Raw genomic sequence first — 26,146 nt, 5'->3', positions numbered from 1 at the left:
TTCAGCGTTTCCGTTCTTCAGCGTTTCAGCTTTTAGAACGAAGTGATGTTTCCCGCGTTCAAGGAATGGCATGCCATCGTCGGCGCCCTCGCCGCCGGCGAGCAGACCCTCATCCTGCGCAAAGGCGGCATCGCCGAGGCCCGGGGTGGGTTTCGCCCGCGCGGAGAGCCCTTCTGGCTCCTGCCCACCCTTTTCCACGAACAAGCGGACAAACTGTCTCCCCGCGCCAAGCCCCACCTCCCGACGCCCAGTGGCCGCGAACCTGACCGAGTGGACCTCACCTGCTGGGCCGAGCTGCATCACCACGCTTTTCTCGCCAATTGGGGCGACGTGCAACGGCTCGCGCCCCACCACCTATGGACCGAGCCCACCGTGCGCGAACGTTTCAACTGGGGCCCCGCGGCGGGCCTGCACTTGCTCATCGTGCGCGTGCACCGTTTGCGCGAACCGATTCCGTTTGCTCTGACCGCCGCGCAACAGGGCTGCAAATCCTGGGTCGACGTGCCGCTCGATCCCACCACCCACGGTTCCAGCCCGGCGCTCGACGAGTCGGCGTTTCGGTCCGCGTGCGCCGCCTTGGCCATCCCCTCCCCCTGAACCTTTTGCCGTGAACCCGGTCCATTGCTGGCGAACGCTTTAATATGGTCACCTATCGCGAAGCCACCCGCACAGAGTTTGATACGGCAATCGCCTGGGCCGCCGCCGAAGGTTGGAACCCGGGTCTGCACGATGCCGACCTGTTCTGGGCGACCGACCCGCACGGCTTTGTCTGCGCCGAGCGCGACGGCGAGATGATCGCGACGGGCTCCATCGTGGCCTACGAAAAGGCCTTCGGCTTCATGGGCTTCTTCATCGTGCGGCCCGATTGTCGCGGCCAAGGCATCGGTCGCGACTTCTGGGTCTGGCGCCGGGATCAACTCCGCCAACGCCTGCGCCCCGACGCCGCCATCGGCATGGATGGGGTCTTCGACATGCAACCGTTCTACGCCCGCGGCGGTTTCACCTTCAGCCACCGCAACCTGCGCATGGCCGGCACCGGGCGAAAAGCCAACCAACTCGACCCTGCCCTGATCGACCTCGCTACGCTCCCGCTGACCGATATCGCCGCCTACGACCTGCGCCACTTCGGCGTCCCTCGACCGGCATTTCTCCAGCACTGGATTCGACCGGAAGGAGGTCTCGCGCTGGGCTTTGTCACGCACCACGCGCTGCGTGGCATCGGTGTCGTGCGACCATGCCAGGAGGGCTACAAAATCGGCCCGTTGTTTGCCGACAATGCGGAGGTCGCCGACGCCCTCTTCATTGCCCTGGCCGAGCGTGCCGACGGCTGTCCGATCTATCTGGATACACCCGAAAACAATCCGGCCGCCCTGGAACTGGCGCGGCGCCACGGCCTCACCGAAGTCTTCGGCTGCGCGCGCATGTATCACGGTCCAGCGCCGGTGTTGCCGTGGCAGAACATCTACGGCGTCACCACCTTCGAACTCGGCTAACTTAGCCTTTTGACACAGAGCACACGGAGGAGAACCCAGAGGTAACAGAGCCGTTAGGAAGGTCCCAATTCCTACTTCTTCATTCCTCCCTTCCGTGTGAATCGGTGTTCATCTGTGGTTCAAAGACAGCCCTGCCTCTCCGCCAAAAACCTTCGCGCTCCTTCGCGTTCTTCGCGGTTTAAAAAAACCCTCCCCATCACCCGCCCTTCGCCATCTGCACGAAGCTGTCGATGATGCCGTCGAAGGAGCCGTTGGTGAAAAAGACCACGACGCGCGGTTTGCCGTCGCCCGGCAGCGTGCCGACCTCGAGCTTCACCAGGAGCGCGCCGTTGGAATCGGCGGTATGCGCATCCGTGCCGCGACCGATGAGATAAGCCATCACCGCCTCGCGATTGAAACGTTCGGCCTCACTCAGGCGCTCCGCCCGATTCACGGCGCCGAGATAAACCTCATCCGCCAGCGCCAGCGCGTGCATGAACGGCTCCTCCAGCGCGCGCGTCCGGGCGGTGTTGCTGCGTGGTTCGAACACCGCCGTGAGCACGTGCTCGGGGTAACGCGCGCGCAGCGAGCGCAGGGTCTGGTCCAGCGCCGTCGGGTGATGGCCAAAATCCTCCATCACGACCAACTTCTCCCGCTGCACCCGAATCTCCTGTCGGCGACGCACCCCGCGAAAACGGGCGAGCGGCTCCAGCGACAAGGTGGTCGGATCATTGGGACTTACGGCCAAACCATCCGCGATCGCCGCCATTGCGGCATTACGCGCGTTGAACAGACCGGCGACCTGCCACCTGACGGTGCCCCACTCCCGTCCGCGCCACGTCAGGCGAAACGAGGCCTCGGACCCGACCTCGTCAAAATCGTGGATACGCACATCGTTGTGCTCGCCGGTGCCCACCCGCACGACCTGCGTCCACGGCATGTCGCCCAGTTCGGCGAGGTGCGGATCATCACCATTGAGCACGATGAAACCATTGCGCGGCACGATGCGCGTCAGGTGGCGGAAAGTCCGCTGCACATCGACGAGGTCGCGGAAGATATCCGCGTGATCGAACTCGAGGTTGTTCAGCACTGCGATGTGCGGTGCGTAGTGGATGAACTTCGAGCGCTTGTCGAAAAACGCGCTGTCGTATTCGTCGCCCTCGATCACAAACGGATCGGTCGCGGCCCCCAAATGTTGCCCGACCGGCGGATCCAGCGGCACGCCCCCGATCAGAAAGCCAGGATCGCGCCCATTTTCGCGCAGCAAAAAAGCCGCCATGGACGTGGTGGTGGTTTTGCCGTGGGTGCCGCAAACGACAATGTTGCGCCGGTCGGCGAGCACGGTCTCGGCCAACTGGGCGGGCAGTGAGGTGAAACGCAGGACCCGTGTTTCGAGCAGCCACTCGACCTCCGGGTTGCCCCGACTCATGGCATTGCCCACCACGACCAAATCGGGCGCCAGCGCCGCCAGACGCTCGGCATCGTAGCCCTCGTGCACGGCAATCCCGGCCTCGGCGAGCACGTCACTCATGGGCGGATAGACCCCGGCATCGGCGCCGAGCACCTCATGCCCTGCCGACCGCGCCAACAAGGCCGCATTCCCCATCGCCGTCCCGCAAATGCCCATGAAGTAGATTTTCATACGTAACACGCGAAACATGACCGATTGGACGCCGTGCCTAAAGCGCGATTTGCACAGAAACTGCAACGAAGCGTGGGACGCTGACCGGGGCACGACTGAAGCCCGGTCGATCGCCAACGCCGGCGCCCGCCGCAGCCCCGCCAAAACAAGGCTTGCGCTGACCCGGCCCCCGGGTTTCTTCCCTCATCCCTGCAAGGCCGCTTTAGCTCAGTTGGTAGAGCAGCTCATTCGTAATGAGCAGGTCGTCGGTTCGAGTCCGACAAGCGGCTCCAGGCTTCGGCGGGCGGAGCCAGTTTGCGGGCCGGGTAAAGCGGGAGCCGTGATCAGTTGTTCGGCGCTTCGAAATAGCGGTCGGCCCATTCGAAGAAGGTCGGCCAATTCGGCAAGGTGGTGTGGCCGCCGTGGTGTTGGCGCCACGCGATGTCGCCTTCGATAAGGGCTTCGCCTTCCGCCGGATACTCCGCAGTGCCGAGCGAGCGTTGGCCGAGCAACTCGTAGACCGGACCGGCCTCGACGGCCGCGACGAACATGCCGCGCTGGTCGATCCACTGCCCTTCCACTTTGCCCGAGCCGGCGCTGAGGAAGATCGGGCGGGGCGCGCACAGAGCGAGCAGCTCATGCGCGTCGACCGGCATGTCGTCCCAATCCAGCGGCCCGGCGTATTTCATGAAGTTACCCGCCATCCAGTGATTGGAATAATCGCCCGCCAGGTTTTCCACCCGCTCTCCAAAGTCGCGGCGCAGGATCTTCGCGCCGCCGGCACCGGAGGAACCAACAAAGCCGATGGCAAAGCGCTCATCGAAGGCCATCGCGACCGCAACCGCCTTGCCGTAACGGGACAGGCCTTCCAGCGCGACGCGCGAGGCGTCGATGCGAGGGTCCGTCTCCAAATAGTCGAGACAGCGGCTCGCGCCCCAGCCCCACGCCCGCAAGGCCCCCCACTCATCCGGTGCGCGCAGTTTGCCGCGCGCGGTAAGGCCGATGACGCCTTGGTTGATGCCTCCGCTGGCGTCGGCTTGGAAACTGGTCGGCACCATCGAGGCCGCCGCCCATCCGTGCGCGAGCACCTGCTCTGCCCAACTCGGCCCGGGCGCGCGCGGGAACAACGCCACCAGCCAATCCGGAAAGCCGAAATTCAGGATTGCCGGAACCGGGCCGCTGGCAGCGGCCGGCACCTTCACCGTGAGCTCGATCGCCGGCTGGAGGAAGGGATAGGCCGAGTTGTCCAAGCGACCGGAAAGTCGCTTCGTCACGACCGCGATGTCGCCCACTTTGTCCGCCGTTTCACTCACGACTTCCCAGTGCACCGCCGGCACGTCGGCCGGCACGCGGCCGTAAATCTCGCGCTCAAAGTGCTCCACGATCTCGGGGCGGCGTTGCTGCCACCAGACGTCGGTCGAGGTCACCGGACGGCCGTCGTCGGTTACGAGCGGATTGGGCAGGACCGGGAAGCGCGTCGCTTTGCTCTCGTCGTAATTCACCGCGTTGGGCGCATCGGGATTGTTGGGGTCGGCACCGGGGCGGGTGGACTCGATGCCGAGCACGTCCAGCATCGCGCGCCGGGCGCTGGAGTTGGTGAATTTTTGCGGTGGCAACAGGCCGCGGCGCAGCGCCGGCAACCAGTCCTGGTAGGCGTGCCGGTTGTAGGGCTCCTGCGAGCCGTTCACGTTCTGGTGCCCAGAGTCGGGCAGCACAACCACCTCGGTGTATCCCTGCACTTGATTCACCGCCGCGTAAACGGTGGCCGGCGGACACACGACGTCCTTGAGCCCGACTCCAATCAACATCGGCGCCTTAATCCGCGCGGCAAAGTTGGCGGCGTCGTAGTAGCGACTGGTTTCCCAAACCGCCTCGGGGTTGTCCGACTCCTCGCCTTTTTCATACCAACTCGGAAAGGCCGAGGCGCGCCCGGCCTGCGGCGCGAGGGTGTCGGCGCCGGCGGGCACCAGCGCCAGCGCGGCGGTGATGTCGGGTTGCAGACCGGCGGTCACAAAGGTCTGTTGCCCGCCCTGACTCGTGCCCATGACGACGAGCGTCTCGCCGTTCCAATCGGGCCGGCTGCGCAGGTATTCCACCGCACGGTAGCAGGAGAGATACATGCGCAGGAAGTAGCTCTCGTTGCGGTCGGCTTTACCGATGCCCGCATAGTCGGCGAGCGCTCCGGCCTTGAGGTCGGCGTAGAATTCCTCCGGCTCGTCAATCGGCAGGTCGTGCGGCAGGATATTGAGCGTGAGCCAGCCCTCCTTGGCGCGATCGATCGCCCAGCTGGGCTGCAAACCGTAGACGCCCGCCCATTGCACGATGAGCAGGGCCGGCAATTGGTCGCCCTCCTGCGGCCGGGCGAGCTGGCCGTTGATGTGAGTGCCGCGGATGTTGTCCATCGTGAGGTGCCAATAGTCGACGCCCTCGGTGTCGGTCTCCACCGCCGTGAGTCGGGGGTTCGCCGGCACGGCCTCGAGCTCGGCGATCTTCTCCGCCCAGAAGGCGTCAAAATCCTCCGGCGCCGCGACGGCCGGCTGAATGCGTTCGGGCGCCACCACGCCGCCACTGCGGACGCGATGTTCCTCGCCGTCTCCGTCCGTCCACGTGACCTCCAGCAGCATTGCGTCGGGTTGCTCCAGCTTGACCGCGAGCTCGGCTTCGCCGGCGGCGTCCCACGCGATGGTGCCGGCGGCGACTTCGGTGCGGCCGCCGCGCAGGAACCGATAGTGCACCTCGGCCGGCGCTTCGTCTTCGTCCGGGTTTGTCCAGAGCGCCGTCCAGGTCAGCGTTTCATTGGGCCAATAAACGCCGGTTTCCCGGTGTCGCTGCAGTTCGACCGTGCCGGCCGCAAGGCCGAGCGAGCAGAGGAACAGGAAAACAATCGAGAGGGCGCCGAAGCGTGGGAACGAGGATCGATACATGGCTCGAAGTCAGAGGGGTTTGGTGGGGAAGCGACACCGTAGGATGGGTTCCCGATTGATGCCAACCTTCGTGAACACCAGCTTCGCCACATGTTCACCGCCATCGCCCCCGAGACTCCCGCCGATTGGGAGGCCTACTACCACCTGCGTTGGTCTGTGATGCGTGCGCCGCTCGGGCAGCCGCCGGGATCGGAGCGGGATGAACTCGAAGCCACCGCGTCGCATCGCTGCATCCGCGACGGGGACGCCGTCGTCGCAACCGGCCGCATCCACCTTTGTGATACAAGGACCGCTCAGGTGCGCTACATGGCCGTGGCCGACTCGCACCGCGGTCGCGGACTCGGCCGCGTCATCCTCACCGCCTTGGAGGCTGAGGCCGAGAAACAGGACGTGGCGCGCATCTGGCTCAACGCCCGCGCGAACGCGGTCGGCTTCTACGCGAGCTGCGGTTACACCGACATCGGCGAAGGTCCCACTCCCTACGGTATCCCGCACCGCGTAATGGAGAAGCGCTTAAAGTAGGGCGCTCCTCCCCATCCCGGTGAATCCGGTTTCAGTCTGACGGCATCCGCGCGCCTCCGCGCCATCTGCGGTTCAAACCAAAACCACCACGCTACCCCAACTGGCCGTCGTGCAGTTTCAGCTGACGTCCCGTGCGGCTCGCGTGCGCCGGGTTGTGGGTCACCAGCACCAGCGCGGTCTCGGTCTCGCGGCAAAGCTCCAGCAGCAGACCGATCACCTCGTCGCCCGTGTGTTCGTCGAGGTTGCCAGTCGGTTCATCGGCCAACAACAGGCGCGGACGGTTCATCAACGCCCGTGCTACGGCGACACGCTGGCGTTCACCGCCGGACAACTTTGCCGGGACGTGCTGGTCGCGCTCGGCCAGGCCAACCCGATTGAGCAAGTCCGCCGCCCGGGCCCGCTCGCTCGCGCCGATTCGACCGACCATGCGTGCCGCCATCAGCACGTTGTCCAGCGCGGTGAGTTCCGGAATGAGGTAGAAGGATTGAAACACCATGCCGAGATACCGGCCGCGTCGTGCGGCCGTGAGCGCCGTGTCGCCCGACCAGGTGACCTCGCCCGCATCCAGCGTGTCCAGGCCCGCCAGCAGGTGCAGCAGGGTCGATTTGCCGGAGCCGGATTCGCCGCGAATGCTCACGCTTTCCCCGGCGACCACATCGAGGTCGACGCCGTTGAGCACGCCGAGCGTGCGTTCACCGCTGACGAACGATTTTTTGAGCCCGCGGGCGCGGAGCACGGACGGCGATGACGCGGCGGAGCTCATTCGGAACGCAGGGCCTCCACCGGTTGCAGGCGGGCCGCCCGCCACGCCGGCAGCACGCCGGCCAGGGTTGAGATGATCACGGCCGCGCTGATGATGAGCGTCAGATCCTGATTGGAGAGGTAGGAAGGCAGGTTGCTGAACTCATAAAAACGCAGCAGGGCCTCCTCGCTGCCGGTGAGCCGGGTGAAGAGACCGATGATGTCGTTGCGGAAATGCAGAACGGTGAAACCGAGCGCGACGCCAGCGGTCGTGCCGGTCACTCCGATGATGAGAGCCTGCCAGCAAAAACACAGCGCGACATCGCGGGCGCGTCCGCCCATGGCGCCCAGCAGGCCGATCTCACGGGTTTTGCGCACCACCGAGATGAGCAGCGAGCTCGTGACCGAGAAGGCCGCCACCACGATGATGAAGAGCAGTAGGAAGAAGATCATGTTCTTCTCCAGCTGCACCACGAAGAGGAAGTCCTGATTGGAATCTAGCCACGACCGCGCAAAGGCCCCCGGCGCGACCTCCGGCAACACCGCATTCAGTTCCCGCGCCGCACGATCGGGGTCGACGCCCTCGCGCAGTTTGACGCTGTAGCCGTGCACCTCGTCACCGAGCCCGTAGAGCTCCTGCATGCGGCGCAGCGTCACCAGCACCATGCTGCTATCGAGCGATTGGTGGCCGATCTCGAAGATACCGACCACCTCCAGTTCGCGCGGCAGCATGACCTCGTCGCCTTTCATTTTCTCCAGCAGCAAGGGCGAATAGACCTCCACGATGCTGCCAATGTTGGCGCCAATCGACCACGCCAGCCGGGAGCTGAGGATGATCGAATCGTCGTCGAGCAACTCCAAGGACCCGTTGCGCACGTAGCTGTCGAGCGGGATGACGGAGTTGACCCGATCGATGTCGATGCCCTGCAGACCGGGAAAGGCGGGTTTGCCGCGATACTCCAGCATGGCCACGCCTTCGGCAAACGGCGTCACGCCGAGCACATCGGGTTGCTCGGCAATCGTCGCCAGCACCCCGGCATCGTTCGGCAAGAAATTCGCCGAGCGCACCTGCACGTCGCCCTGCGTATCCACGATCATGCGACGGATCTCGCGCCCGAAACCGCCCATCACGCTGATCGATACGATCAGCAACGCCACGCCCAGGGTCACGCCCAGCACCGAGATCGCCGTGAAGAACGGAAACCGCTTCCCCGAAGGGAAGAGCTGCTTAAGGGCAAGGTAGAGCGACCAAGGCACGGGAGGGAAAAGCTGAAACGCTAAAAGGCTGAAAAGCTGAAACTCAGAACCATGGAACGTCGTTTTGTTTCCGGCACCCTTATTTCAGCGTTTCAGATTTCAGCTTTTCAGCTTTTCGCGGCGGCATCGCCGCCGCCCGGGCGCAGCTGCGGGAAGAGGATCACGTCGCGGATGCTCTCGGCGCCGGTCAGCAGGATGCAGAGGCGATCGATGCCGATGCCCATGCCGCCGGCGGGCGGCATGCCGTGCTCGAGCGCGAGCAGGAAGTCGTGGTCGATCTTCTGCTGCTCCTCGCCGGCCTGCGCCTCGAACATCGTGCGCTGCACATCCGGATCGTTCTGCTCGCTGTAAGCCGGTGCGATTTCCATGCCGCCGATCGTGAGTTCGAACACGTCAAGCACGCTCGGGTCGTCCTGGTTGAGCTTGGCCAGCGGACAAAGCTCCTTGGGCAGGTGGGTGACGAAGGTCGGCTGGATGAGGGTCGGTTCGATCTTCTTGGAGAAGATCTCGTTGGTGACCTCGTAGTCCTCCCAGGCCGGGTTGATCTTGCAGCCGAGGGCCTCGGCCTTGGCGATCTTCTCCTCCTTGGAAAAGGTGAACCAGTCCGGCTCGCCGGTCGCCTCGCGCAGCAGGTCCTTGTAGGACACCTCGCGCCATTCGCCGTCGAACTCGATCTCCTCGCCGCTGGCGGCGTGCTTGATCCGGGTGGTGCCGAGCACCTCGCGGCAGATCGACTGCAGCAGGTCCTTCACCAGCGTCATCATGCCGCGGTAATCGCTGTAGGCCTGGTAAACCTCGAGCATGGTGAACTCGGGATTGTGCCGCGGGGAGATGCCCTCGTTGCGGAAGTTGCGGCCGATCTCGAACACGCGGTCGATACCGCCAACGAGGAGGCGTTTCAGGTAAAGTTCGAGCGAGATGCGCAGCACGAAGTCGACGCCGAGCGCGTTGTGGTGCGTTTCAAACGGACGGGCCGCCGCGCCGCCGGCGACGTTTTGCAGCACCGGCGTCTCGACCTCGAGGAACTGGCGATCCTCAAGGAAACGCCGGATCTGCGAGACGATCTTGGAGCGGGTGATGAGGCGCTCCCGCGACTCCTGATTCACCACGAGATCGAGGTAGCGCTGGCGGTAAACCTTCTCGGCGTCGGACAGCCCGTGCCACTTTTCGGGCAGCGGTCGCAGGGCTTTGGATACGACGCTGAAGGACTCGACTCGCACCGTGATCTCGCCGGTCTTGGTCTTGAAGAGCTTGCCGGTCACACCGATGTAGTCGCCGAGGTCACATTGCTTCTTGAAGACAAGGTAGCGTTCCTCGCCCAGCACGTCCTTGCGGAAGTAGAGCTGGATGATCCCGGCCTGGTCCTGGATCTTCACGAACGAGCTGCCACCCTGCACGCGGAAGGTGATGAGGCGACCGGCCACGGTGACCTCGACCTTCTCGTCCTCGCCGTCGACGTAGAGCGCTTTGGCTTCGGTCGAAAAATGGGTCGGCGCGACATTGTTGCGAAACGGGTCGTCGCCCATCGCGCGCAGGTCGGCCAGCTTTTGGCGCCGCACGGCATGTTGGTCGTGGCTGTTGTCTACCGGTGTCTTCTCGCTCATGGAATCGGTCACCGTGGAAAACGGCCCCAGCCACGGCAAATGCAAAAACCGGTGCATTCGTCGGCCAAAATCCTCAATTTAGCCCCATGTCCCTCGCCCTCGCTTACATCGCGGCCAGCGCCGCCCTTGGTGCGCTCGTTGGCCTCATCCGCCAATGGAGCGAACAGGAAAAGCACCAGCCGGATACGGTGGACTTCGGCGGGGTGCGCACCCACGCGCTCTGGGGCATGCTCGGCTGCCTCGGCGGCACCACCGTGGGTCTCGCGCCGTGGGTGCTTCCGGTGATCATCGTCGCCGTCGCCACCCACCAGATTCTCGCCCGCTGGAAATCAATCGAAGAAGGCCACGGCGGCGGCACCAGTTTCGCGGCGGCCTTGCTCACCTTGTTGGCCGGCGCACTCGTTGCCTGGGGCATGTCGCAGGCCGCCGTGCTCACCACCGCGCTCACCATGGTAATGCTGGGGGCCAAAAAACCGATCCATGCCTGGACCCGCAATTTCACCCCCGAGGACATCCGGGCGGCCCTGCAATTCGCGGCCATCACCGGCGTCATCCTGCCCCTCGTCCCCGACCGCGCGATGGGGCCCTTCAACGGCTTCAACCCCTACTCCACCTGGCTCATGGTCGTGCTCATTTCCGGCGTGGGCTTTGTGGGTTACGTCGCCATGCGCGTGCTCGGCACCAAATCCGGCATCGTGATCACCAGCCTGCTCGGCGGACTCGCCTCCAGCACCGCGACCACCCTCGCCTTCAGTCGCCGCAGCAAGGAAGACCCGGATCTCTCCATCGGCTACGCCTTCGCCATCTGCACCGCCTGCACCGTCATGGTGCCACGCGTGATCGCCGTGATCGCGGTGCTCAACCCTGCGCTTGCTCTCTCTTCGGCGTTGCCGCTCGCAGTGATGACGCTGCCCGCGCTGCTGTTCGCCGCGTGGTATCTACTGCGGTCGCGGGACAGCAAACAGGTCGGCTCGCCCGCGGTGAGCAACCCGCTCAGCCTCAAGACCTCCATCAAGTTTGCCCTGCTCTACGCGTTGTTCGCCTTCATGGTGAAGGCGGCCACCCAGCTCGACATGCAGGACAGCCTGCTGCCGCTGAGCTTTGTGTCCGGCCTCACCGACATGGATGCCATCGCGCTCTCGATGGCCGAAACGCAACGCAATGGCTCCGTGCTGCTCGACCTCGCGACCAAGGCCATCGTCATGGGCGCGGTGGCCAACTCCATCCTCAAGGCCACGCTCGCCGTCTCGCTCGGCGCCCCCGCCCTGCGTAAACCCGTCGCCCTTGTGCTCGGCGCCACCGCCGCAGTGGGCGGCGCCATGATCCTGCTCAACTAAATACCACCCAATCATCTCTCTAGCTGTATCTTACGGCCATTTGTAACGTAATACGTTACAAGTGACCGCCCTGTCTGGGAGGAACAAGGACACGGTGTAAAGTTGCCTTCGCGGTGTGCACGAACACGGTGCGCACCGTGAGCACTGCCACCACCCATCCTTTGCAAATCGTCGACTGGGGTCGCACTTCCTACGCGGAGGCGACCGAGCGGCAGTTGCGCATGGTCGAAGACCGGATTCAGGGCGGCATCACCGACACGCTCGTGTTCACCGAGCACGACCCGGTTTACACCGTCGGGCTGCGTCACGGGGCCGATGCGCACTTGCTCTGGGATGCCCCGCATCTCGCCCGCGAAGGCATCAGCGTGGCGAAGACCAACCGCGGGGGCGACATCACATACCATGGTCCGGGGCAGATAGTCGGCTACCCCATCGTCGACCTCTCCGCGGTCAAAGACCTCCACGCCTACCTGCGCTTTCTGGAGGAGGTCATGATCCGCGCGGTCGGCGCCCTCGGCCTCGCCGCGACCCGCCGCGAAGGACTCACCGGCATTTGGGTGGGCACGCGCAAGATCGCCGCCATCGGGGTCGCCGTGCGGCGTTGGGTGGCCTATCACGGTTTCGCGTTGAACGTGGCGCCTGACCTCCATCACTTCGCCGGCATCGTGCCCTGCGGCATCGCCAGCGCCGAGGGGACGGTCACCTCCCTCGCCGCCGAGTTGCCCCGGCCTCCGACCTCGGCCGAGGTCCGCGACGTGTTGGCCAAGGAATTCACCCTCCTTTGGCAGGATTTTTTAAACCACGAATGAACACGAATATACACGAATGCCTCCGCTAATGGTTCCCCCAGCGGTGACTGCTCACTTGTGATTCGTGTCCATTCGTGTCCATTCGTGGTTCTTTCCGTCTCATGGATCTGACTGACACCACGCGTAAACCCTCCTGGCTCCGTGCCAAACTGCCGTCCGGCCCCGGTTATTCCGCCGTGCGCTCGCTTGTGGATGAACACCAGCTCCACACGGTTTGCCAGAGCGCCCAGTGCCCCAACCTCGGCGAGTGTTGGTCCCGCGGCACGGCCACGGTCATGATCCTGGGCAACATCTGCACGCGCTCCTGCAACTTTTGTGCGATCCAAACCGGTCGCCCGACCGAATACGACATCGCTGAACCGGCCCGCGTGGCCGACGCCGTGGCCAAGATGAACCTCAAGCACTGCGTCATCACCTCGGTCGCCCGCGACGAGTTGGCCGATGGCGGCGCGGGGATCTGGGCCGCCACCATCCGCGCGGTGCGCCACCGCAATCCGCAAACCGCGATCGAGGTGCTGGTGCCCGATTTCAAGGGCCGCATCGATCAGGTCGACACCGTGCTCGACGCCGCCCCCGACATCTACAACCACAATGTCGAGACCGTTGAACGCCTGCAGAAACCCGTGCGCGTGCAGGCCCGCTACGATCGCTCCCGCTCCACGCTACGCCACGCCAAGTCGCGCGGTTTCACCACCAAGACCGGCATCATGCTCGGCCTCGGCGAGCGCAAGGAGGAGATCGAGCAAACGATGCGCGACCTCGTGGACGACCAGGTCGACATCCTCACCATCGGCCAATACCTCCAGCCCACCGCCCGTCACTGGAAGATCGACCGCTGGGTGCATCCGGACGAGTTCGCCCACTGGAAGGAATGGGGCCTGAAACTCGGCTTCGGCGTCGTTGAAAGCGGCGCCATGGTGCGCTCCAGCTACCACGCCGACGAGCAGTCGGAAAAATACACCGGCGCCGAACATCGCAACGACGCCAACGCGCTAGCGGGCACCCGCTAGCGGGCCCGCCGCGCGGCCAGGTTCGCTCAATTGTCACCCGACCCGGCGCGGTCGGGTTTTGCTTTTTGGCCGCCGCCGCACCAGCGTCCCCGGCCATGCACTCGCGCCTTCGTTCCGTTCTTCGGTTTGCTTTGCTCGGTCTCTCGCTCGCCACGGCGCTCGTCGCCGGCGACATCGTTTCCGGCCCCATGTTGGGTTACCGGGCGCATCGGGAGGTCTTCCTTTGGCTCGAGACGAAGGACGCGCAGGAGGTCACCCTCACCTACTGGCTGCAGGGTCAGCCCGACACCGCGTCGTCCCTCACCCACACCGACAAACCCGCCACCCCGGCCGGCACCCAAATCCACCACTTCCGCCCCGGCCTGCTCAAGATGGGCGGCACCTACGATTACAAGCTGGTGATCGATGGCGTGGAGCAGACCCTCGCCGCACCCGCCACCTTCGCCACCCAGGATTTGTGGGAATGGCGCAAGGCCCCGCCCGACTTCTCCTTCCTCGTCGGCTCCTGCGCCTACATCAATGACCCGGAATACGACCGCCCGGGCACACCCTACGGTAAAACCACCCGCACCTTTGAACTCATGGGCGACAGCGGCGCCGACTTCATGATCTGGACCGGTGACAACTGGTATTGGCGCGAACCCGACTACGACTCGATCAGCGGCCTCTGGTATCGCCCGTCCCACGATCGCGCCATCCCGGAGATGCAGAAGCTGCTCGGCGTCATGCACCACTACGCCACCTGGGACGACCACGACTACGGGCCCAACGACTCAAACTGGTCCTACGAATACAAGGACACCGCGCTCGAGATCTTCAAAGCCTACTGGGGTAACCACAGCTACGGCGAACGCGACAACCCCGGCGTCTACAGCAAGTTCTATTGGGGCGACGCCGCGTTCTTCCTGATGGATAACCATTACTACCGCGACGCGGCCGGCCTCGATCAGGACAAGCACCCGGAAAAGAGCCAATGGGGGCGCCGCCAATTGGAGTGGCTGAAACAGTCCCTGCTCGCCGCCAAGGAACTCAACCACTTCAAGTTCCTCTTCATCGCCACCGGCAACCAGATGCTCCAGACCCAGCTCGCCGGCGAGTCGCACGAACTCTACCGTCGCGAGCGCGAGGAGCTGATGGACTTCATCGTCGAGAACGAGTTGTCCGGCGTCGTTTTCCTCACCGGTGATGTGCACTTTTCCGGACTCTACGCCCGCGAGCTTTCCGACGGCCGCAAGGTCTACGAAATCACCTCCTCCCCCTTGAGCAGCGGCTCGTGGAACGTCGAGGTCAGCGAACGCGCCGACGACCCGCACCTGATTCCAGACACCCTCGTCGGCGACCAGAACTTTGTGCGCATCGACCTGCGCGGCGAAGGCAAAGCGCGCGAGCTGCTTGTCACCTGCATCGACAAGCAGGGCGACACCCGCTTCACGCAGGTCATCAAACTGAGCGACCTGCAGGTGAAGTAATCCGTCAACGCCACCGGCAACCGCGTCCGGAGGTCGCGGTCCACCTCAAACCAGCCCATCAGGTGGACGCCGACGTCCCGACGACGTCGTTCCAGTGCGTCAGCCGACCAAGGCATCCGACCAACTGCGTCGATGTCCCACGAAACCCCCGAAAAGACACGAAACCCTGATTCCCTTTCGTGCTTTTTCGGGTGTTTCGTGGGCTCAATTTTCGTTCACCCAGCAAACAGCCCCCGGCTGGGGGCCGGGGGCTGATACCAACGGAGTCAGATCATACCGACGGCAACCACCATCGGATAACTCCAAGTTTCAGGGGCGCGCAGTGAAGGCTCACGTGGCAGCGTTCACCCGCTGCGCGCCCAAAGGTTTCCACCGGAATTCGCTGAAGCCGGGATCGTCGACCCCAGTCCGTATCCAGCGACCGGTTACGGCTCAGTCGAGCAGCGACTGCCACTGGTCCTCGCGGGCGCGGGACGCGGTCTTGAGCGCGCCCTTGGCCACGAAGTCCTTGTAGTTGTCGCCGAGCACATGCACGCGCGGGTTCTCGAAGCCTTCCTCGAGCAGCTTGGTCTGCAGCGCGACGCCGAAGCCCTTGATGAGGCTGCCGCCGCCGGTGACGATGACGTTCTGCAGCAGCTCCTCGACGCTGTCTGGATCGGCGCGGGCGATGAGTTCCTTGGTCATGTTGAAGACTTCCTCGAGCAGCGCCTGGCAGCCTTCGCCCACCTGCGTGGTGACGTCGATCTTCCGCGGCTTGCCGCCGACCATGATGGTGGCGATGGCCGGGGTGGTGGCGTCTTCGCTGAGCACCCAGGAGTGCTTCTCCTTGATGGAGCGCACGCGCGGCAGGGTGAGGCCGCAATCCGGGTAGGCCGCGAGGATCTTTTCGAGAATGATGCGATCAACCGCGTCGCCGGCGAGCTTGGTGGTGAGCTGGTCCTCGGTGGTCGGATAGTGACCCTGGACGAGGCAGACGTCGGCCGAGCCGGCACCGATGTCGACGTAAAGGGAATTGAGGACGGGGTCCTGATAATCGATGTCCTGCAGCTTGTCTTCCTGGCGGTAACCGAGGGCAGCGAGGAAAGGCTCCGGCACAAAGAGAACCTTGTTGAAGACACCGTGCACGGCCTCGCGGGCGTTTTCACGGGCTTCAAGGTCGGAGCTGGCGGGCATGCCAATGACGGCGCGCACCTCGGTGTTGCCCTCGCCGAGCTTGGACTTGATGTGCTGGGCGAAGAGACGGGCGGCCTTGGTGTCCTGGATCACGCCACCCTCGAGCGGGCGGACGAGGTTCAGGTGCAGCTTGTGCTTGTTGGCCATGGCGCCGAAGACGACCTTCTCGTCACCGGGGATGACGCCGGCGAGAACCTCGTCCTTGGCGTAACCGACGACGGTCGGGATGCTCTCATCAACGGCGGCTTCGGTGGCGCCGAGCGAAGCGGCGTAGATGCGGGACATGTTGGTGCCCCAATCGAAGCCGACCAGCAAGGGGGCGTTCTTGGTGAGGGTGGTGTCGGCGGTAAGGACCTTGGCCTTGGAGTTCTTGGCGGTTTTGGTGGTGCTCATTTGATCTGACTTTCTAGTGGTGGTTGTTGGTTGGTTGAACCGAGTTGGTATTTGGATTTTCGTTACTCGCTCAGGCGGTGACCAAAGCGGGTTTTGAAAGGGTTCGGGAAACGCGGGAGCCGGCGGTCGGGTTCCAGCGCTGTTCCATTTCGTTGAGGGCATCGATCATCCCGGCGACGTCGGCGATGGGGATGCGGCGGGTGAGTTGCAGGGGGCGACCGAGCACGCGGCTGCGACGCTCTTCCGCCGGCAGGCTTTCCTCGGCGAGGCGACGGCTGATGACCGCCGAGGCCACGCGCTCCTGCACCTGCTCGAACAGCTTGCGGAGGCGCTCCTTGCGCTCACTGACCGGCAGACCGCAGGCCTGCGACCACTCGCGGATGACCAGCGGCAGCGTGTGCTCCATCAAACGCCGCGCATCCCGATGCCGCCCGGTGCACTTCGCGAGGCAGCTTTCATGAGCCGCTTCACTGATCTCGCGCCAAAGCGCGTCAGCCGAAGCAACCGGAATGGGAGTCGTGGCGGGAACGTGAATCATAGGTGCCGCCATGAATGCATTCCACGTGCCAAAGTTTTTATTTCATTTTTTATCAACGACTTCCATTACATACTCCGCATGCCAATCATTTCCCGCTCATCTTTTGGCATCGCACCCGGCAATTCCTTCCTCCTTGGCCGTGCGCTCGACGATTCCACGGACCGGCATCGACAATTCCCCGCCCCTTCCTAGGTTGAGCGGCAACATATGCCCAAGCCAGTCACGTCCGCCGCCGCCTCCGCCCCGCCCTCCTCATCGCCCTCCGGTTCGCAGACCCGCCAAGGCCTCAAAACCCGCCGGCAAATCGTGGAAAACTGGCTGCCCCGCTACACCGGCGTGCCGCTCGATGAGTTTGGCGACCACATTCTGCTCACCAACTTCCACCGCTACGTGAAGCTCTTCGCCCGCTGGCATCGCGTGCCGATCCGGGGCAAGGACAAGGCCATGACCTCCGCCACGGCGGGTCGGATCACCATCATCAATTTCGGCATGGGCAGCGCGACCGCCGCCACGGTTATGGACCTGCTCACCGCCATCAAACCCAAGGCCGTGCTCTTCCTCGGCAAATGCGGCGGCCTCAAACATCGCGCCGAGATCGGCGACCTCATCCTCCCCATCGCCGCCATTCGTGGCGAGGGCACGAGCAACGACTACCTGCCGCCCGAGGTCCCCGCCCTACCCTCCTTCGCGCTCCAAAAGGCCATCTCGACGACCATCCGCGACTTCGCCCGCGATTACTGGACCGGCACCGTCTACACCACCAACCGGCGGGTCTGGGAGCACGACGCCAAGTTTAAACAATACCTCCGCAAGGTTCGCGCCATCGCCATCGACATGGAAACGGCCACCATCTTCATGACCGGCTTCTTCAACGAGATCACCACCGGCGTGCTGCTTCTCGTCAGCGACCAACCGATGGTGCCGGAGGGCGTAAAGACCGCCGAAAGCGACGCCGAGGTCGACGACACCTACGTCACCGATCACCTCAAGATCGGCATCGAATCGCTCAACCAACTCATCAATCAGGGCCTCACCCTGAAGCACCTGAAGTTCTGATAGACCGCGCCCGTTTTCCGGGCACTCCATGCGCCATCGCCTTCGCCACTATTGGCACGAATTTCGCACCGCCGAAGCCGGGCAACGCTTCCGCGAGCGCTACGCACGGCGTGAACGTGAGCGCAGCTCCGGCGGTTCCCAATGGAGCCGTATCGTGCTCATCGGCATCGCCCTGCTCTGCCTCGTGATTGCCGTGCCACTGATGATCCTGCCCGGTCCCGCCGTGCTGTTCTACGCCTTGGCCGGATTCCTCGTCGCCGGCGAATCCGCTTGGATGGCCGCGCTGTTCGATCGCATCGAGTTATTGCTGCGACGCCTGTTCAAACGCCCCGGGCAAAAGCGGCTGAAGTGAAGCACTCGCCCACGCCCGCGCCTAACGCGCGTCGGCCGCCGACGGCTCTTCCTTCGTCATGTCGAGCAACTGCAATTCCTGCAGGTCGAAATCCTCGTCCACCACAGTCAGGTCGCCGATCTGCACATCGCCCGAACGCCCGAAGCCTTCGCGGACGGTGGTAAGTTCCGGCGTCAGCGTTTCCACGCCAATCGCTGGTGCGCCAACTTCGACGATCTTCGGCAAGGCATCGGCCGCCCACACCCCCCGCGCCGGACTGGAAATACGGGTGTTCCACAGTTTCACTTTGCGGCCTCGGATCAGCGCCTCCCGGTCATAGGCCGCGATGTTCATCACGAAGAGATCGCCTTTGGCCAATTCCAGCACGCGGTCGGCCTTCTCGCTGCGGAGACCGCGCAACCACTGCTTGGGATTCAGACCCAACGGCTCGCTCACCTCATCCATCAAATCGAGTTTGTCGCCGCCCAAGGCGGCCAACGCGCCACCGATGTCACCGCGCACGCTGCCCCAGGAAAAGCCCAACACGAGCGTCGGCTTGTTGTCCTCCGTGGCCGGGATGTAGCCCTGTTTCTTCAGCGTGCGCAGCACGACCTGCAGAAACGCGTCGTTCTCAGGAATTTTCTCTCCCGCCATGCCCCGCCCAAAATCCTGATAGCCCGCCGTGACCGCCTGGTAATACACCGGGTTTTCACGCGTCACGGGTAGACGTTCCCGTCCAGCCGACGTCATGTCGGTCACCGCCACGACCGCCATGTCCTCAATGTCCGCCCGCACCGCGCCTGTTGTGGCAAGCAACAGGCCGATCGCGGCCAGTAATCGAAGCGAGGAACCAAGGGGACGATACAGATAAGCAAACAAGGACATCGGCAAGTTCTGCGACTGACCCGCGCCGTGCATGTTCCCCCCGCCTACCGTCTATTTGAGGGCGGCGACGTCGTCTTAACGTCAAACGTGTCCGCACTTCGCCCCCAGTCAGGGTGACGGCAACCTGACGCCATGCCCCTGCCCCGTCGCCTTGCTTTCCGATTCCTCGCCGCTGCCGCCTTGCTGGTCGCGCCTTTCGCCTCCGCCGCCATTCGCACCCTCGACGTGGGTGTCGCTCCCGAAAGCCTCACCCAAGGCTGGGACGGCGACTACTACGTGACGATGATGGGCTCGCGCGAGGCCAACGATCCCAACGCCACCACCGACGGTGAGGTGCGTCGCGTCACGCCGGAGGGACAGGTCACCATCTTCGCCACCGGTTTCGACCAACCCAAGGGCATCGTGTTCTCCGGCGAACACCTCGTCTTCGCCGACATGCAGACGGTGTGGAAACTCGACCAGACCGGTGCCAAGTCCGTGCTCGCCGGCCCCGCCGCCTTCCCGGATCCGCCCACCTATCTTAACGATGTCGCGCTCGATCCCACCGGCCGCGGTGTCTACGTCACCGAGATGGGTCCCGTCTGGGAGATTTTCGGGCCCGACGGAATCCGCGCGCTCGACGACCCGCACGTGCTCAACATCCCGCCGCCCGGTCGTGTTTACCATGTGTCCTGGGAGGGTGTCGTCACGGTCGCCATCGACCACACCCCGATGATGCGCTTCCCCAACGGCGTTTTCGTTGAGCCCGACGGCCGCATCCTCGTGTGCTCCTTCTTTCTCGGCGACATCATCGCCGCCTATCCCGGGCAGACGCCGCAGGTCATCGCCACCGGCCATCGCACGGCCGACGGCGTGGAGACCGACGCGGCCGGCAACCTGATCGTGACCGAGGTCCGCACCGGGCGGATTTTTGTGCGCGCGCCCAACGGCCATGAGGCGCGGCTGATCCACACCGCCAAGTCCGCCGCCGATCACTATCTCAATCGCACGACGAACACCCTCATCGTGCCCGATACCGCCTCCGGCGAACTCGTGTTCATCGACCTGTAAGGCCGGCATCGTAAAACGCTGCGTCCGCTCAGGGGCGTTCCCGCGATGATTTACCCCTAAAAAACATACACGCGCCGCCTCGTCCCAAACTCGAAAGCAGCGCGTGTTTGTTTGCGTGAACCAACCTTGATGCGAGAACGAACAAACGGGATCCCGCGCCGAAAGAAAAGCCGACCGGGATGACCTGCCCGAAACCAGGGGCGAAGTGCGCCTTACCGGCCGAAAAGCGTGTCGAGCTTGCCGCGTAGGCTGCGGCTCAACGGCAACTCCGCCCCTTTGCGCAGCACCAAGGTGTAGTCGCCGTGCGCACTCGGTCGCACTTCCTTGATCTCGTCCATCCGCACGAGCGCGGATCGATTGGCTCGCAGGAAAGCGTCCTTACCCAGGCGCTTCTCCATGGACGACATCGTGTCGCGCACCATGTGGCGCGGTCCGGCCGCGGTGTGCAGCACCACATAATTGTCCGCCGCCTCCACCCAGTCGATTTCGCTCGGCGCGAGCAGCACCAGACGGCCGTCGACTTTGAAACTCAGGCGACCTGCCGGCTCCTCGCCGTTCCCACCCTCCGAATGCGTCTCGCGCCACTCCCGTGCCCGCTCCAGCGCGATCTGAAAACGCTCCCGGTCAAAGGGCTTCAACAGGTAGTCCACCGCCTGAACTTCAAACGCATCCAGCGCAAAACTCTCATGCGCGGTCGCGAACACCACCGCCGGCCGGTCACCGACGGGAAGCTTTGCCAGCACCTCCAGCCCGTTCGCACCCGGCATTTCCATGTCGATGAAGAGGATGTCGATACCGCCTTCCGCCAGCCGCGCGATGGCATCGGTGCCATTGCCGCATTCGCCCACGACCTCGATACTCGATTCCCGTTCCGCCAAACGCCGCAGGCGCTCCCGGGCCAGGGGCTCGTCATCCACAATCAATACGCGCATCGCCGTCATCTGCTGCCGATCATGGACCGATTTCATGGCTCAAGAACACAAAAACCTCGGCGCGTGATTTGCGGAAAAGTCATCGTCTATTCCTCCCCCCGGACGCCGCGCCCGGGCGCGGGCAGAGACAAACGCACCTCGGCGCCGGAGCGATCAGACCGGTCGCCGGTCACCAACCGCCCGCCCAAAGTCGCCATCAACTGGGCCGAAAACCGCAGGCCGATCTGGTGACTCGATCCGATCGCGGCCCCACTGGCTTCGGATCGCCCGAACCCCGCGCCTTCGTCCCGCACGCGCAGGGTCCAACCCGACGCATCCACCGCTGTATCGATCGTCACCCGCCCGCCGGCCGGACTGAACTTCACCGCGTTGTGCACCACGTTGCTCAACACGCGTTCAAGCCGCAGTGCGTCGGATATGATTTCCTCCCCGGCTGAAACCTGCGACGCCAGCGCGACGCCCTTGGCCGCCGCCACCGGCGCGACGTCCGCCATCACTCTGTCCACCAGTTCCGCCGGCCGCAGCCGCGCGCGCTCGCCGCCCACCTGCCCCGTCTGGGCATCCAGGAACGCGTCGATCATCTCCACCGAACGCCCCGCCGCGCGCTCGCTGCCGGCGAGCAGATCGCGGCCTTCGTCGTCAAACTTCACTCCCCAGCGATCCCGCAACATGCCGAGGCCAAACCGGACCACCGCCAAGGGCGCCTTCAGGTCATGCGTCGCAATGCCCATGAAGGTGTCCTTGTCGCTATTGGCCTGCGCCAACTCGCGGTTGGTCGCTGCGATCACCCGATTGGCCCGCCGCGCCGCGACATACAACCACGCCAACATCGACCCGCCCACGAGCACCACCGCGGCCGCCCCCGCCCAGGCATTGCGCAGCGAACGCGCCCGCGCGGCCTCAGCCTCGACTCGAGCCTGCTCCACCGACAGCCGCGCCAGCTCGCGGTCCTTTTGATCGACCGCAAACAACACGTTCAGAAACTGCGCCCGGCGCCCCATACGTTCCTCGTTCCACTCGCGCCGATGGGTCTCGCGCTTGTCCGCCACCGCCCACGCCTCGTCGGGTTGACCCAGTCGCCGGTGCAGCTCGATCAAGAGGCTGTATTTCTCCTCCAGAGTGTCGCGCCGCCCCTGCTCTTCCAACATCGTAACACTGCGTTCGAGCACCTCCAGCGCCCACGCCTCCTGACCGGGCATCGCCGCCAAGGCCTCCCCCAAGGTCCCTTCAAAACTCGCTAGCTCGGCCACCGCGCCGATCGCCGCAAACTCCGCCAGCGCCAGCGCATGCAACTCGCGGGCCTCGTCAAACCCGTAGGTGCGGGCCCGCACCGCCGCCAACATCATCCGCGTGCCGGCCCGCAGGTAGGCGTTGTCGCCCATGCCCGCCAAGGTAAAGGCGCGCTCCACATGCTCGCGCGCCCGCGCCAGGTCGCCGGTGCGCAGCGACCGATCACCAAGGTTGCTGTGGCTCATCGCCTGTCCCTCCGTATCGCCCGCTTCGATACGAATGGCCAACGCCTGCCGCTCCAGCTCGTCCGCCCGCTCGACTTCGCCAAGGTCAAACCAAACAACCGCCAGGTTCCCCAGCGTCTCCGCAATGTAGGAGGGGGGGGATTCGCCCCGACGATCGTAGTCCAACGCCCGCTGATAATACTCCACCGCCAGATCACGTTCACCCGAGTCATGCAGGACCGCGCCGAGGTTGGAGGCCGCGCCCGCCGCCCACGTCCACTCCTCGCGGGCCGTGAAGGTTTTGAGCGCCTCCGAAAACGATTCCACCGCTTCCGGATACCGCCCCAGTCCCCAGTGAGCCAAGCCGATGCCGTTGCGCGCTCGCGCCGCCACGTGCTCGTTCTCCAGCACCTCCGCGAGCGTCAACGCCCGCTGCGCCAGGTGAAACTCCAACTCAAATTGCCCCCGTGAGTCAGCCTCAGCCGCGCGAACCGCCAAAAACTCCGCCCACGCCAAACGCTCATCCGGCACCGCCCGCTCCTCGCCCGGTTCCCGCAACCACGCCTCCGCCGCCGCTTCGTCCGCCGTCCAACGTGCGTGCCACGCCTTCTCGTCCGGCGGGGGCTCCGCCCACAGCGTCGCGCCGAGCACAACCAAGCCGATCACCTTCGCCTTCAGCGCTCTGCCTCCTGGTTCGGAGTCGGCGGCAGCACGATCCGCACACAAAGTCCGCCCCCTCCGGCGGGCTCCAGGGCGAAGACGTGCCGCTCGCCATACAACTCCCGCAATCGCGCCCGCGTATTGCCGACACCGATACCCTCGCGGGTGAAACCGCCCTCCGGCATGCCGATACCGTTGTCGATCACGCAAATCTCCAGCGCCTCGCCGACCCGCTCCGCCTGCACCGTGATCCGACCGCCGGCCGTGCGCGGCTCGAGGCCGTGCTTGATCGCGTTCTCCACCAACGGCTGCAGCAACAGACTCGGCACCTGCCACTCCCGCACGCCCGGCGCCACTTTCACCGTCACGGTGAAACGATCCCGAAAACGGATGCGCTCGATATCCAGATACTTCTGCACAAACGACACTTCGTCCGCGAGGCGCGTCAGTGGTTGGCCCGACTGGTTCATCGTCAGCCGCAGCAACTCACTCAGGCGCACCAGCATCGCATCCGCCGCATCCACATCGCTGTGCATCAACGAGGCGATGCCGTTGAGCGTGTTGAAAAGAAAGTGCGGTTTCAGTTGCCGCAACAGCGCCTGCAATCGCGCCTCCGCCAGGTGCTTCTCCAGCTCCAGCGCGTGCACTGTGCGCTCATGATATTTCCGGTAATACTCCAGCGCGTGGCTGGCGGAAAACACCACGCCATAAACCAACAGGTTGAACGGAAAGGTCTTCACCAACAGGGGCTGAAACACCTCCACGAACCCCACCGGCTCCTCAATCATCCAGCCATGCGCCTGCCCCACCAGCGCCCGCAGCACCACATAGACAAACGAGATCACCAGCGCCGCGCCGAGATGGATCAACCCAACCCGCAGCGGTCGCGTTTCATCCGGCGGATACTTCCGCGCCAGCAACAGGATCGGGATAGACAGGACCGCCCACACATACCAATCCCCCAGCGAGTAACTGATCGCCTCCCCCCACGACACCGACCGACCGATCAACGAACTCGACAAGTAAAACTGACTCGCAAAGGCCAGACCCACCAAGGTCCACAAAAGCAGCACACCACTGTAACGAAGCCAGGGACGGGAGCCGCTCGGTGAGGTCATGCGGACCTAGTTGTTTTTACAGAAGGCAACGAAGGCAACAAAGAGCTGTAGCCGCGCCCTCCCTTCTGTAGAAATCTCCTCCGTGGACTCCACCAGCACCACCCTGCCGCCTCCCCAGGCCAAGATCCCACCGCTTTTGCCGGTGCTGGTTCCACTCATCGTCGTCTCGATCATCCTGAACGTCCTCTTCGCCTGGCTCTTCCCCAGTCCGGACACGACTCGTCCCGCTCCCGTCGTCCGCTTCAGCAACACCACCGCCGCCGCCGGCATCGACTTCATCCATCGCCACGGCACCGAGGCCGCGCCCACCTCCATGGGCGGCGGCGTCACCGTCTTCGACGCCAACAACGACGGCCACCCCGACCTCTTTTTCGTCAACGGCGCCCCCTGGCCGTGGACCGACAACGCCTGGCAAACCCCCGCGACCAGCCAACTCTACCTCAACGACGGCGACGGCCATTTCACCGACGTCACCGCCTCCGCCGGTCTCGACGTCGTGATGAACGCCATGGCCGCCGTCAGCGGCGACTACGACAACGACGGCGACGCCGACCTCTTCGTCACCTGTATCGGCGCCAACCGCCTCTTCGCCAACAACGGCGACCAAACCTTCACCGATGTCTCCACCGCCGCCGGTGTCAGCGGCATGGACAACGACTGGAGCACCGGCGCCGCCTGGCTCGATGTCGACCATGACGGCTGGCTTGACCTCATCGTCGTGCCCTACCTCCGCTGGCCGGCCGAGGCCGGACTCGCCGCCGCCATCAACTTCGCCCGCGTCGGCCGCTCCTACGGCACGCCGGTTGGTTTCCTCGACGCCTTTCCCAGTGTGTATCGAAACCGTGGTGACGGCACCTTCACCGCGCTCCGCGATCAGGCGGGGCTTCGGCCCGTTGATCCCCTCACCGGCTTTCCGCGCCACAAGGCCCTCGCGGTTTCGTCCCTCGACGCCGACCACGACGGCACCCTCGACTTGTTGCTGCATTTTCACACCGGCGAGCCCGCCCTCTTCCTGGGTCGCCGCGAGGGCGGATTCGTGCCGTGGGTGTCGGCCGAAGCCCTGCGTCGTGAGGGGCTGTCCGCCGGGTTGGCCGCCGCCGGGTCCCTGCCCCTCGCCCCGGTCAACAACAGCGACGACCTCGCCCCGCTGTTGCAGTCGCTCGATCCCGCCACGCGCTCGCTCGCCCCCGCCAACGAAATCGATCTCGCCACCGTCGGCGGACTCGTCGCACTCGACTACGATCTTGACGGCCATCGCGACGTGTTCAGCGCCCATGGCTTCATGGAGCCCGATCTCGCCCGCATCGAAAGCGACGCGCCCTTCGCCTCCGCGCCCACCCTCTACTGGGAGAACGGCGCCAACTGGGAGACCGCCCAAAGCCTCGCCATCACCGACCTGCCCCGCCCCTTCACCGCTCGCGCCACCGCCACGGCCGATTTTGACGGCGACGGCGATCTCGACCTTGTCATCGCGCAAAACCAGGGCCCGGCCATCTTCCTGCGCAACGACCTGCGCGCCAGTCCGCCGTGGTTGCGGGTCACCCTCCGCGCCACCCGTTCGCAGCGCGCCGCCTACGGCGCCCGCGTCGAGTTGCACACCCCGCGCGCCATCACCGTGCGCACCGTCGCTCCGCAACTGGGCTACCTTGCCCAGTCCGATGACAGCCTCACCTTTGGCCTCGGCGAGGACACCCGCATCCGCCGCCTGGTCATCCAATGGCCCTCGGGGCAGCGCCAGGAACTGCGCGGCATCGGAATCAATCAGCACCTCACGATCACCGAGCCCTGAA

The 26,146-nt window shown here is 64.6% G+C and carries 22 protein-coding genes and 1 tRNA gene; 12 read left to right on the top strand and 11 right to left on the bottom strand.

All coding sequences use genetic code 11. From position 1 onward, the window contains the following. Window positions 1–45: 45 nt before the first annotated feature. Complete coding sequence (locus AC0MRV_RS13410) at window positions 46–597, top strand: DUF1802 family protein (RefSeq protein ID WP_472764991.1); 552 nt, start codon at window positions 46–48, stop codon at window positions 595–597. Window positions 598–641: 44 nt separating this feature from the next. Next, window positions 642–1,493: a GNAT family N-acetyltransferase gene (locus AC0MRV_RS13405; protein ID WP_472764990.1), complete on the top strand. Its 852-nt coding sequence runs from the start codon at window positions 642–644 to the stop codon at window positions 1,491–1,493. 196 nt (window positions 1,494–1,689) lie between these two features. Here AC0MRV_RS13405 and AC0MRV_RS13400 read toward each other — a convergent pair whose 3' ends face one another. Further along, complete coding sequence (locus AC0MRV_RS13400; RefSeq protein ID WP_472764989.1) at window positions 1,690–3,114, bottom strand: UDP-N-acetylmuramate--L-alanine ligase; 1,425 nt, start codon at window positions 3,112–3,114, stop codon at window positions 1,690–1,692. A 196-nt stretch (window positions 3,115–3,310) separates the two neighbouring features. Here AC0MRV_RS13400 and AC0MRV_RS13395 point away from each other — a divergent pair. Beyond that, a tRNA-Thr gene (locus AC0MRV_RS13395) sits at window positions 3,311–3,386 on the top strand. Window positions 3,387–3,437: 51 nt separating this feature from the next. Here the strand turns inward: AC0MRV_RS13395 and AC0MRV_RS13390 are convergent. After that, complete coding sequence (locus AC0MRV_RS13390) at window positions 3,438–6,017, bottom strand: acetylxylan esterase (RefSeq protein ID WP_472764988.1); 2,580 nt, start codon at window positions 6,015–6,017, stop codon at window positions 3,438–3,440. Window positions 6,018–6,107: 90 nt separating this feature from the next. On the opposite strand from AC0MRV_RS13390, the gene AC0MRV_RS13385 reads away from it, so the two are divergent. Next, window positions 6,108–6,539 carry a GNAT family N-acetyltransferase gene (locus AC0MRV_RS13385; protein ID WP_472764987.1) on the top strand — a complete coding sequence of 144 codons (432 nt, stop codon included), beginning with the start codon at window positions 6,108–6,110 and terminating at the stop codon, window positions 6,537–6,539. A gap of 91 nt (window positions 6,540–6,630) precedes the next feature. Here AC0MRV_RS13385 and AC0MRV_RS13380 read toward each other — a convergent pair whose 3' ends face one another. The 3 genes from AC0MRV_RS13380 to lysS all read right to left on the bottom strand — a co-directional run bounded on the left by AC0MRV_RS13380 (window position 6,631) and on the right by lysS (window position 10,141). Beyond that, window positions 6,631–7,302 carry an ABC transporter ATP-binding protein gene (locus tag AC0MRV_RS13380; RefSeq protein ID WP_472764986.1) on the bottom strand — a complete coding sequence of 224 codons (672 nt, stop codon included), beginning with the start codon at window positions 7,300–7,302 and terminating at the stop codon, window positions 6,631–6,633. After that, on the bottom strand, window positions 7,299–8,537 hold the full coding sequence (locus tag AC0MRV_RS13375; RefSeq protein WP_472764985.1) for an ABC transporter permease: 1,239 nt from the start codon (window positions 8,535–8,537) through the stop codon (window positions 7,299–7,301). The genes AC0MRV_RS13380 and AC0MRV_RS13375 overlap by 4 nt, the downstream gene beginning before the upstream one ends. A 107-nt stretch (window positions 8,538–8,644) precedes the next feature. Beyond that, window positions 8,645–10,141 (bottom strand): lysine--tRNA ligase, encoded by a 1,497-nt coding sequence (gene lysS / locus AC0MRV_RS13370; protein ID WP_472764984.1) that lies wholly within the window; start codon window positions 10,139–10,141, stop codon window positions 8,645–8,647. 86 nt (window positions 10,142–10,227) lie between these two features. Here lysS and AC0MRV_RS13365 point away from each other — a divergent pair, with 86 nt between their 5' ends. From AC0MRV_RS13365 to AC0MRV_RS13350, 4 genes are all read left to right on the top strand, one after another. After that, the gene (locus tag AC0MRV_RS13365; RefSeq protein ID WP_472764983.1) at window positions 10,228–11,478 is read left to right on the top strand and encodes an MgtC/SapB family protein; all 1,251 of its coding nucleotides are present in this window, start codon (window positions 10,228–10,230) and stop codon (window positions 11,476–11,478) included. Window positions 11,479–11,615: 137 nt separating this feature from the next. Further along, window positions 11,616–12,287: a lipoyl(octanoyl) transferase LipB gene (lipB, locus tag AC0MRV_RS13360; protein WP_472764982.1), complete on the top strand. Its 672-nt coding sequence runs from the start codon at window positions 11,616–11,618 to the stop codon at window positions 12,285–12,287. Between the two features lie 101 nt (window positions 12,288–12,388). Continuing rightward, entirely contained in the window at window positions 12,389–13,297 is a 909-nt protein-coding gene (gene lipA, locus AC0MRV_RS13355; RefSeq protein ID WP_472764981.1) for a lipoyl synthase, read from the top strand. A 95-nt stretch (window positions 13,298–13,392) separates the two neighbouring features. Continuing rightward, entirely contained in the window at window positions 13,393–14,766 is a 1,374-nt protein-coding gene (locus tag AC0MRV_RS13350; protein ID WP_472764980.1) for an alkaline phosphatase D family protein, read from the top strand. Between the two features lie 432 nt (window positions 14,767–15,198). Here the strand turns inward: AC0MRV_RS13350 and AC0MRV_RS13345 are convergent, their stop codons facing one another. Next, entirely contained in the window at window positions 15,199–16,332 is a 1,134-nt protein-coding gene (locus tag AC0MRV_RS13345) for a rod shape-determining protein (RefSeq protein ID WP_472764979.1), read from the bottom strand. A gap of 70 nt (window positions 16,333–16,402) precedes the next feature. Continuing rightward, on the bottom strand, window positions 16,403–16,870 hold the full coding sequence (locus tag AC0MRV_RS13340) for a hypothetical protein (protein WP_472764978.1): 468 nt from the start codon (window positions 16,868–16,870) through the stop codon (window positions 16,403–16,405). A 207-nt stretch (window positions 16,871–17,077) separates the two neighbouring features. On the opposite strand from AC0MRV_RS13340, the gene AC0MRV_RS13335 reads away from it, so the two are divergent. After that, window positions 17,078–17,926 carry an AMP nucleosidase gene (locus AC0MRV_RS13335; protein ID WP_472764977.1) on the top strand — a complete coding sequence of 283 codons (849 nt, stop codon included), beginning with the start codon at window positions 17,078–17,080 and terminating at the stop codon, window positions 17,924–17,926. A 28-nt stretch (window positions 17,927–17,954) separates the two neighbouring features. Next, complete coding sequence (locus AC0MRV_RS13330) at window positions 17,955–18,278, top strand: hypothetical protein (RefSeq protein ID WP_472764976.1); 324 nt, start codon at window positions 17,955–17,957, stop codon at window positions 18,276–18,278. A gap of 21 nt (window positions 18,279–18,299) precedes the next feature. Here the strand turns inward: AC0MRV_RS13330 and AC0MRV_RS13325 are convergent, their stop codons facing one another. Beyond that, entirely contained in the window at window positions 18,300–19,148 is an 849-nt protein-coding gene (locus AC0MRV_RS13325; RefSeq protein WP_472764975.1) for a hypothetical protein, read from the bottom strand. Between the two features lie 126 nt (window positions 19,149–19,274). Here AC0MRV_RS13325 and AC0MRV_RS13320 point away from each other — a divergent pair, with 126 nt between their 5' ends. Next, window positions 19,275–20,192 (top strand): SMP-30/gluconolactonase/LRE family protein, encoded by a 918-nt coding sequence (locus AC0MRV_RS13320; protein WP_472764974.1) that lies wholly within the window; start codon window positions 19,275–19,277, stop codon window positions 20,190–20,192. A 212-nt stretch (window positions 20,193–20,404) separates the two neighbouring features. Here AC0MRV_RS13320 and AC0MRV_RS13315 read toward each other — a convergent pair whose 3' ends face one another. Genes AC0MRV_RS13315 through AC0MRV_RS13305 form a run of 3 tightly spaced genes read right to left on the bottom strand, consistent with a single transcriptional unit; the run spans window position 20,405 to window position 24,356 of the window. Continuing rightward, window positions 20,405–21,160, bottom strand: a complete 756-nt coding sequence (locus AC0MRV_RS13315; RefSeq protein WP_472764973.1) for a LytR/AlgR family response regulator transcription factor — start codon at window positions 21,158–21,160, stop codon at window positions 20,405–20,407. A gap of 50 nt (window positions 21,161–21,210) precedes the next feature. Further along, window positions 21,211–23,244: a sensor histidine kinase gene (locus AC0MRV_RS13310; protein WP_472764972.1), complete on the bottom strand. Its 2,034-nt coding sequence runs from the start codon at window positions 23,242–23,244 to the stop codon at window positions 21,211–21,213. An 8-nt stretch (window positions 23,245–23,252) separates the two neighbouring features. Next, window positions 23,253–24,356 carry a sensor histidine kinase gene (locus AC0MRV_RS13305; protein WP_472764971.1) on the bottom strand — a complete coding sequence of 368 codons (1,104 nt, stop codon included), beginning with the start codon at window positions 24,354–24,356 and terminating at the stop codon, window positions 23,253–23,255. Between the two features lie 82 nt (window positions 24,357–24,438). Between AC0MRV_RS13305 and AC0MRV_RS13300 the strand changes: the two genes are divergently transcribed. Continuing rightward, window positions 24,439–26,145 (top strand): CRTAC1 family protein, encoded by a 1,707-nt coding sequence (locus tag AC0MRV_RS13300; protein ID WP_472764970.1) that lies wholly within the window; start codon window positions 24,439–24,441, stop codon window positions 26,143–26,145. The last annotated feature ends 1 nt before the right edge of the window (window position 26,146 follow it).

The organism is Actomonas spartinae (genome assembly GCF_051209155.1).
Classification (GTDB): Bacteria; Verrucomicrobiota; Verrucomicrobiia; order Opitutales; family Opitutaceae; genus Actomonas.
Note: the sequence above shows the minus strand (reverse complement) of the source record. Positions and strands in the feature narration are given on the sequence as shown.

Coding starts and splice junctions, on each gene's coding strand:
- AC0MRV_RS13305 (WP_472764971.1), bottom strand. CDS start 24,356: ATGACCTCACCGAGCGGCTCCCGTCCCTGGCTTCGTTACAGTGGTGTG.
- AC0MRV_RS13365 (WP_472764983.1), top strand. CDS start 10,228: ATGTCCCTCGCCCTCGCTTACATCGCGGCCAGCGCCGCCCTTGGTGCG.
- AC0MRV_RS13320 (WP_472764974.1), top strand. CDS start 19,275: ATGCCCCTGCCCCGTCGCCTTGCTTTCCGATTCCTCGCCGCTGCCGCC.
- AC0MRV_RS13380 (WP_472764986.1), bottom strand. CDS start 7,302: ATGAGCTCCGCCGCGTCATCGCCGTCCGTGCTCCGCGCCCGCGGGCTC.
- lysS (WP_472764984.1), bottom strand. CDS start 10,141: ATGAGCGAGAAGACACCGGTAGACAACAGCCACGACCAACATGCCGTG.
- AC0MRV_RS13410 (WP_472764991.1), top strand. CDS start 46: ATGTTTCCCGCGTTCAAGGAATGGCATGCCATCGTCGGCGCCCTCGCC.
- AC0MRV_RS13340 (WP_472764978.1), bottom strand. CDS start 16,870: ATGATTCACGTTCCCGCCACGACTCCCATTCCGGTTGCTTCGGCTGAC.
- AC0MRV_RS13345 (WP_472764979.1), bottom strand. CDS start 16,332: ATGAGCACCACCAAAACCGCCAAGAACTCCAAGGCCAAGGTCCTTACC.
- AC0MRV_RS13400 (WP_472764989.1), bottom strand. CDS start 3,114: ATGAAAATCTACTTCATGGGCATTTGCGGGACGGCGATGGGGAATGCG.
- AC0MRV_RS13390 (WP_472764988.1), bottom strand. CDS start 6,017: ATGTATCGATCCTCGTTCCCACGCTTCGGCGCCCTCTCGATTGTTTTC.
- lipA (WP_472764981.1), top strand. CDS start 12,389: ATGGATCTGACTGACACCACGCGTAAACCCTCCTGGCTCCGTGCCAAA.
- AC0MRV_RS13350 (WP_472764980.1), top strand. CDS start 13,393: ATGCACTCGCGCCTTCGTTCCGTTCTTCGGTTTGCTTTGCTCGGTCTC.
- AC0MRV_RS13330 (WP_472764976.1), top strand. CDS start 17,955: ATGCGCCATCGCCTTCGCCACTATTGGCACGAATTTCGCACCGCCGAA.
- AC0MRV_RS13405 (WP_472764990.1), top strand. CDS start 642: ATGGTCACCTATCGCGAAGCCACCCGCACAGAGTTTGATACGGCAATC.
- AC0MRV_RS13315 (WP_472764973.1), bottom strand. CDS start 21,160: ATGAAATCGGTCCATGATCGGCAGCAGATGACGGCGATGCGCGTATTG.
- AC0MRV_RS13335 (WP_472764977.1), top strand. CDS start 17,078: ATGCCCAAGCCAGTCACGTCCGCCGCCGCCTCCGCCCCGCCCTCCTCA.
- AC0MRV_RS13385 (WP_472764987.1), top strand. CDS start 6,108: ATGTTCACCGCCATCGCCCCCGAGACTCCCGCCGATTGGGAGGCCTAC.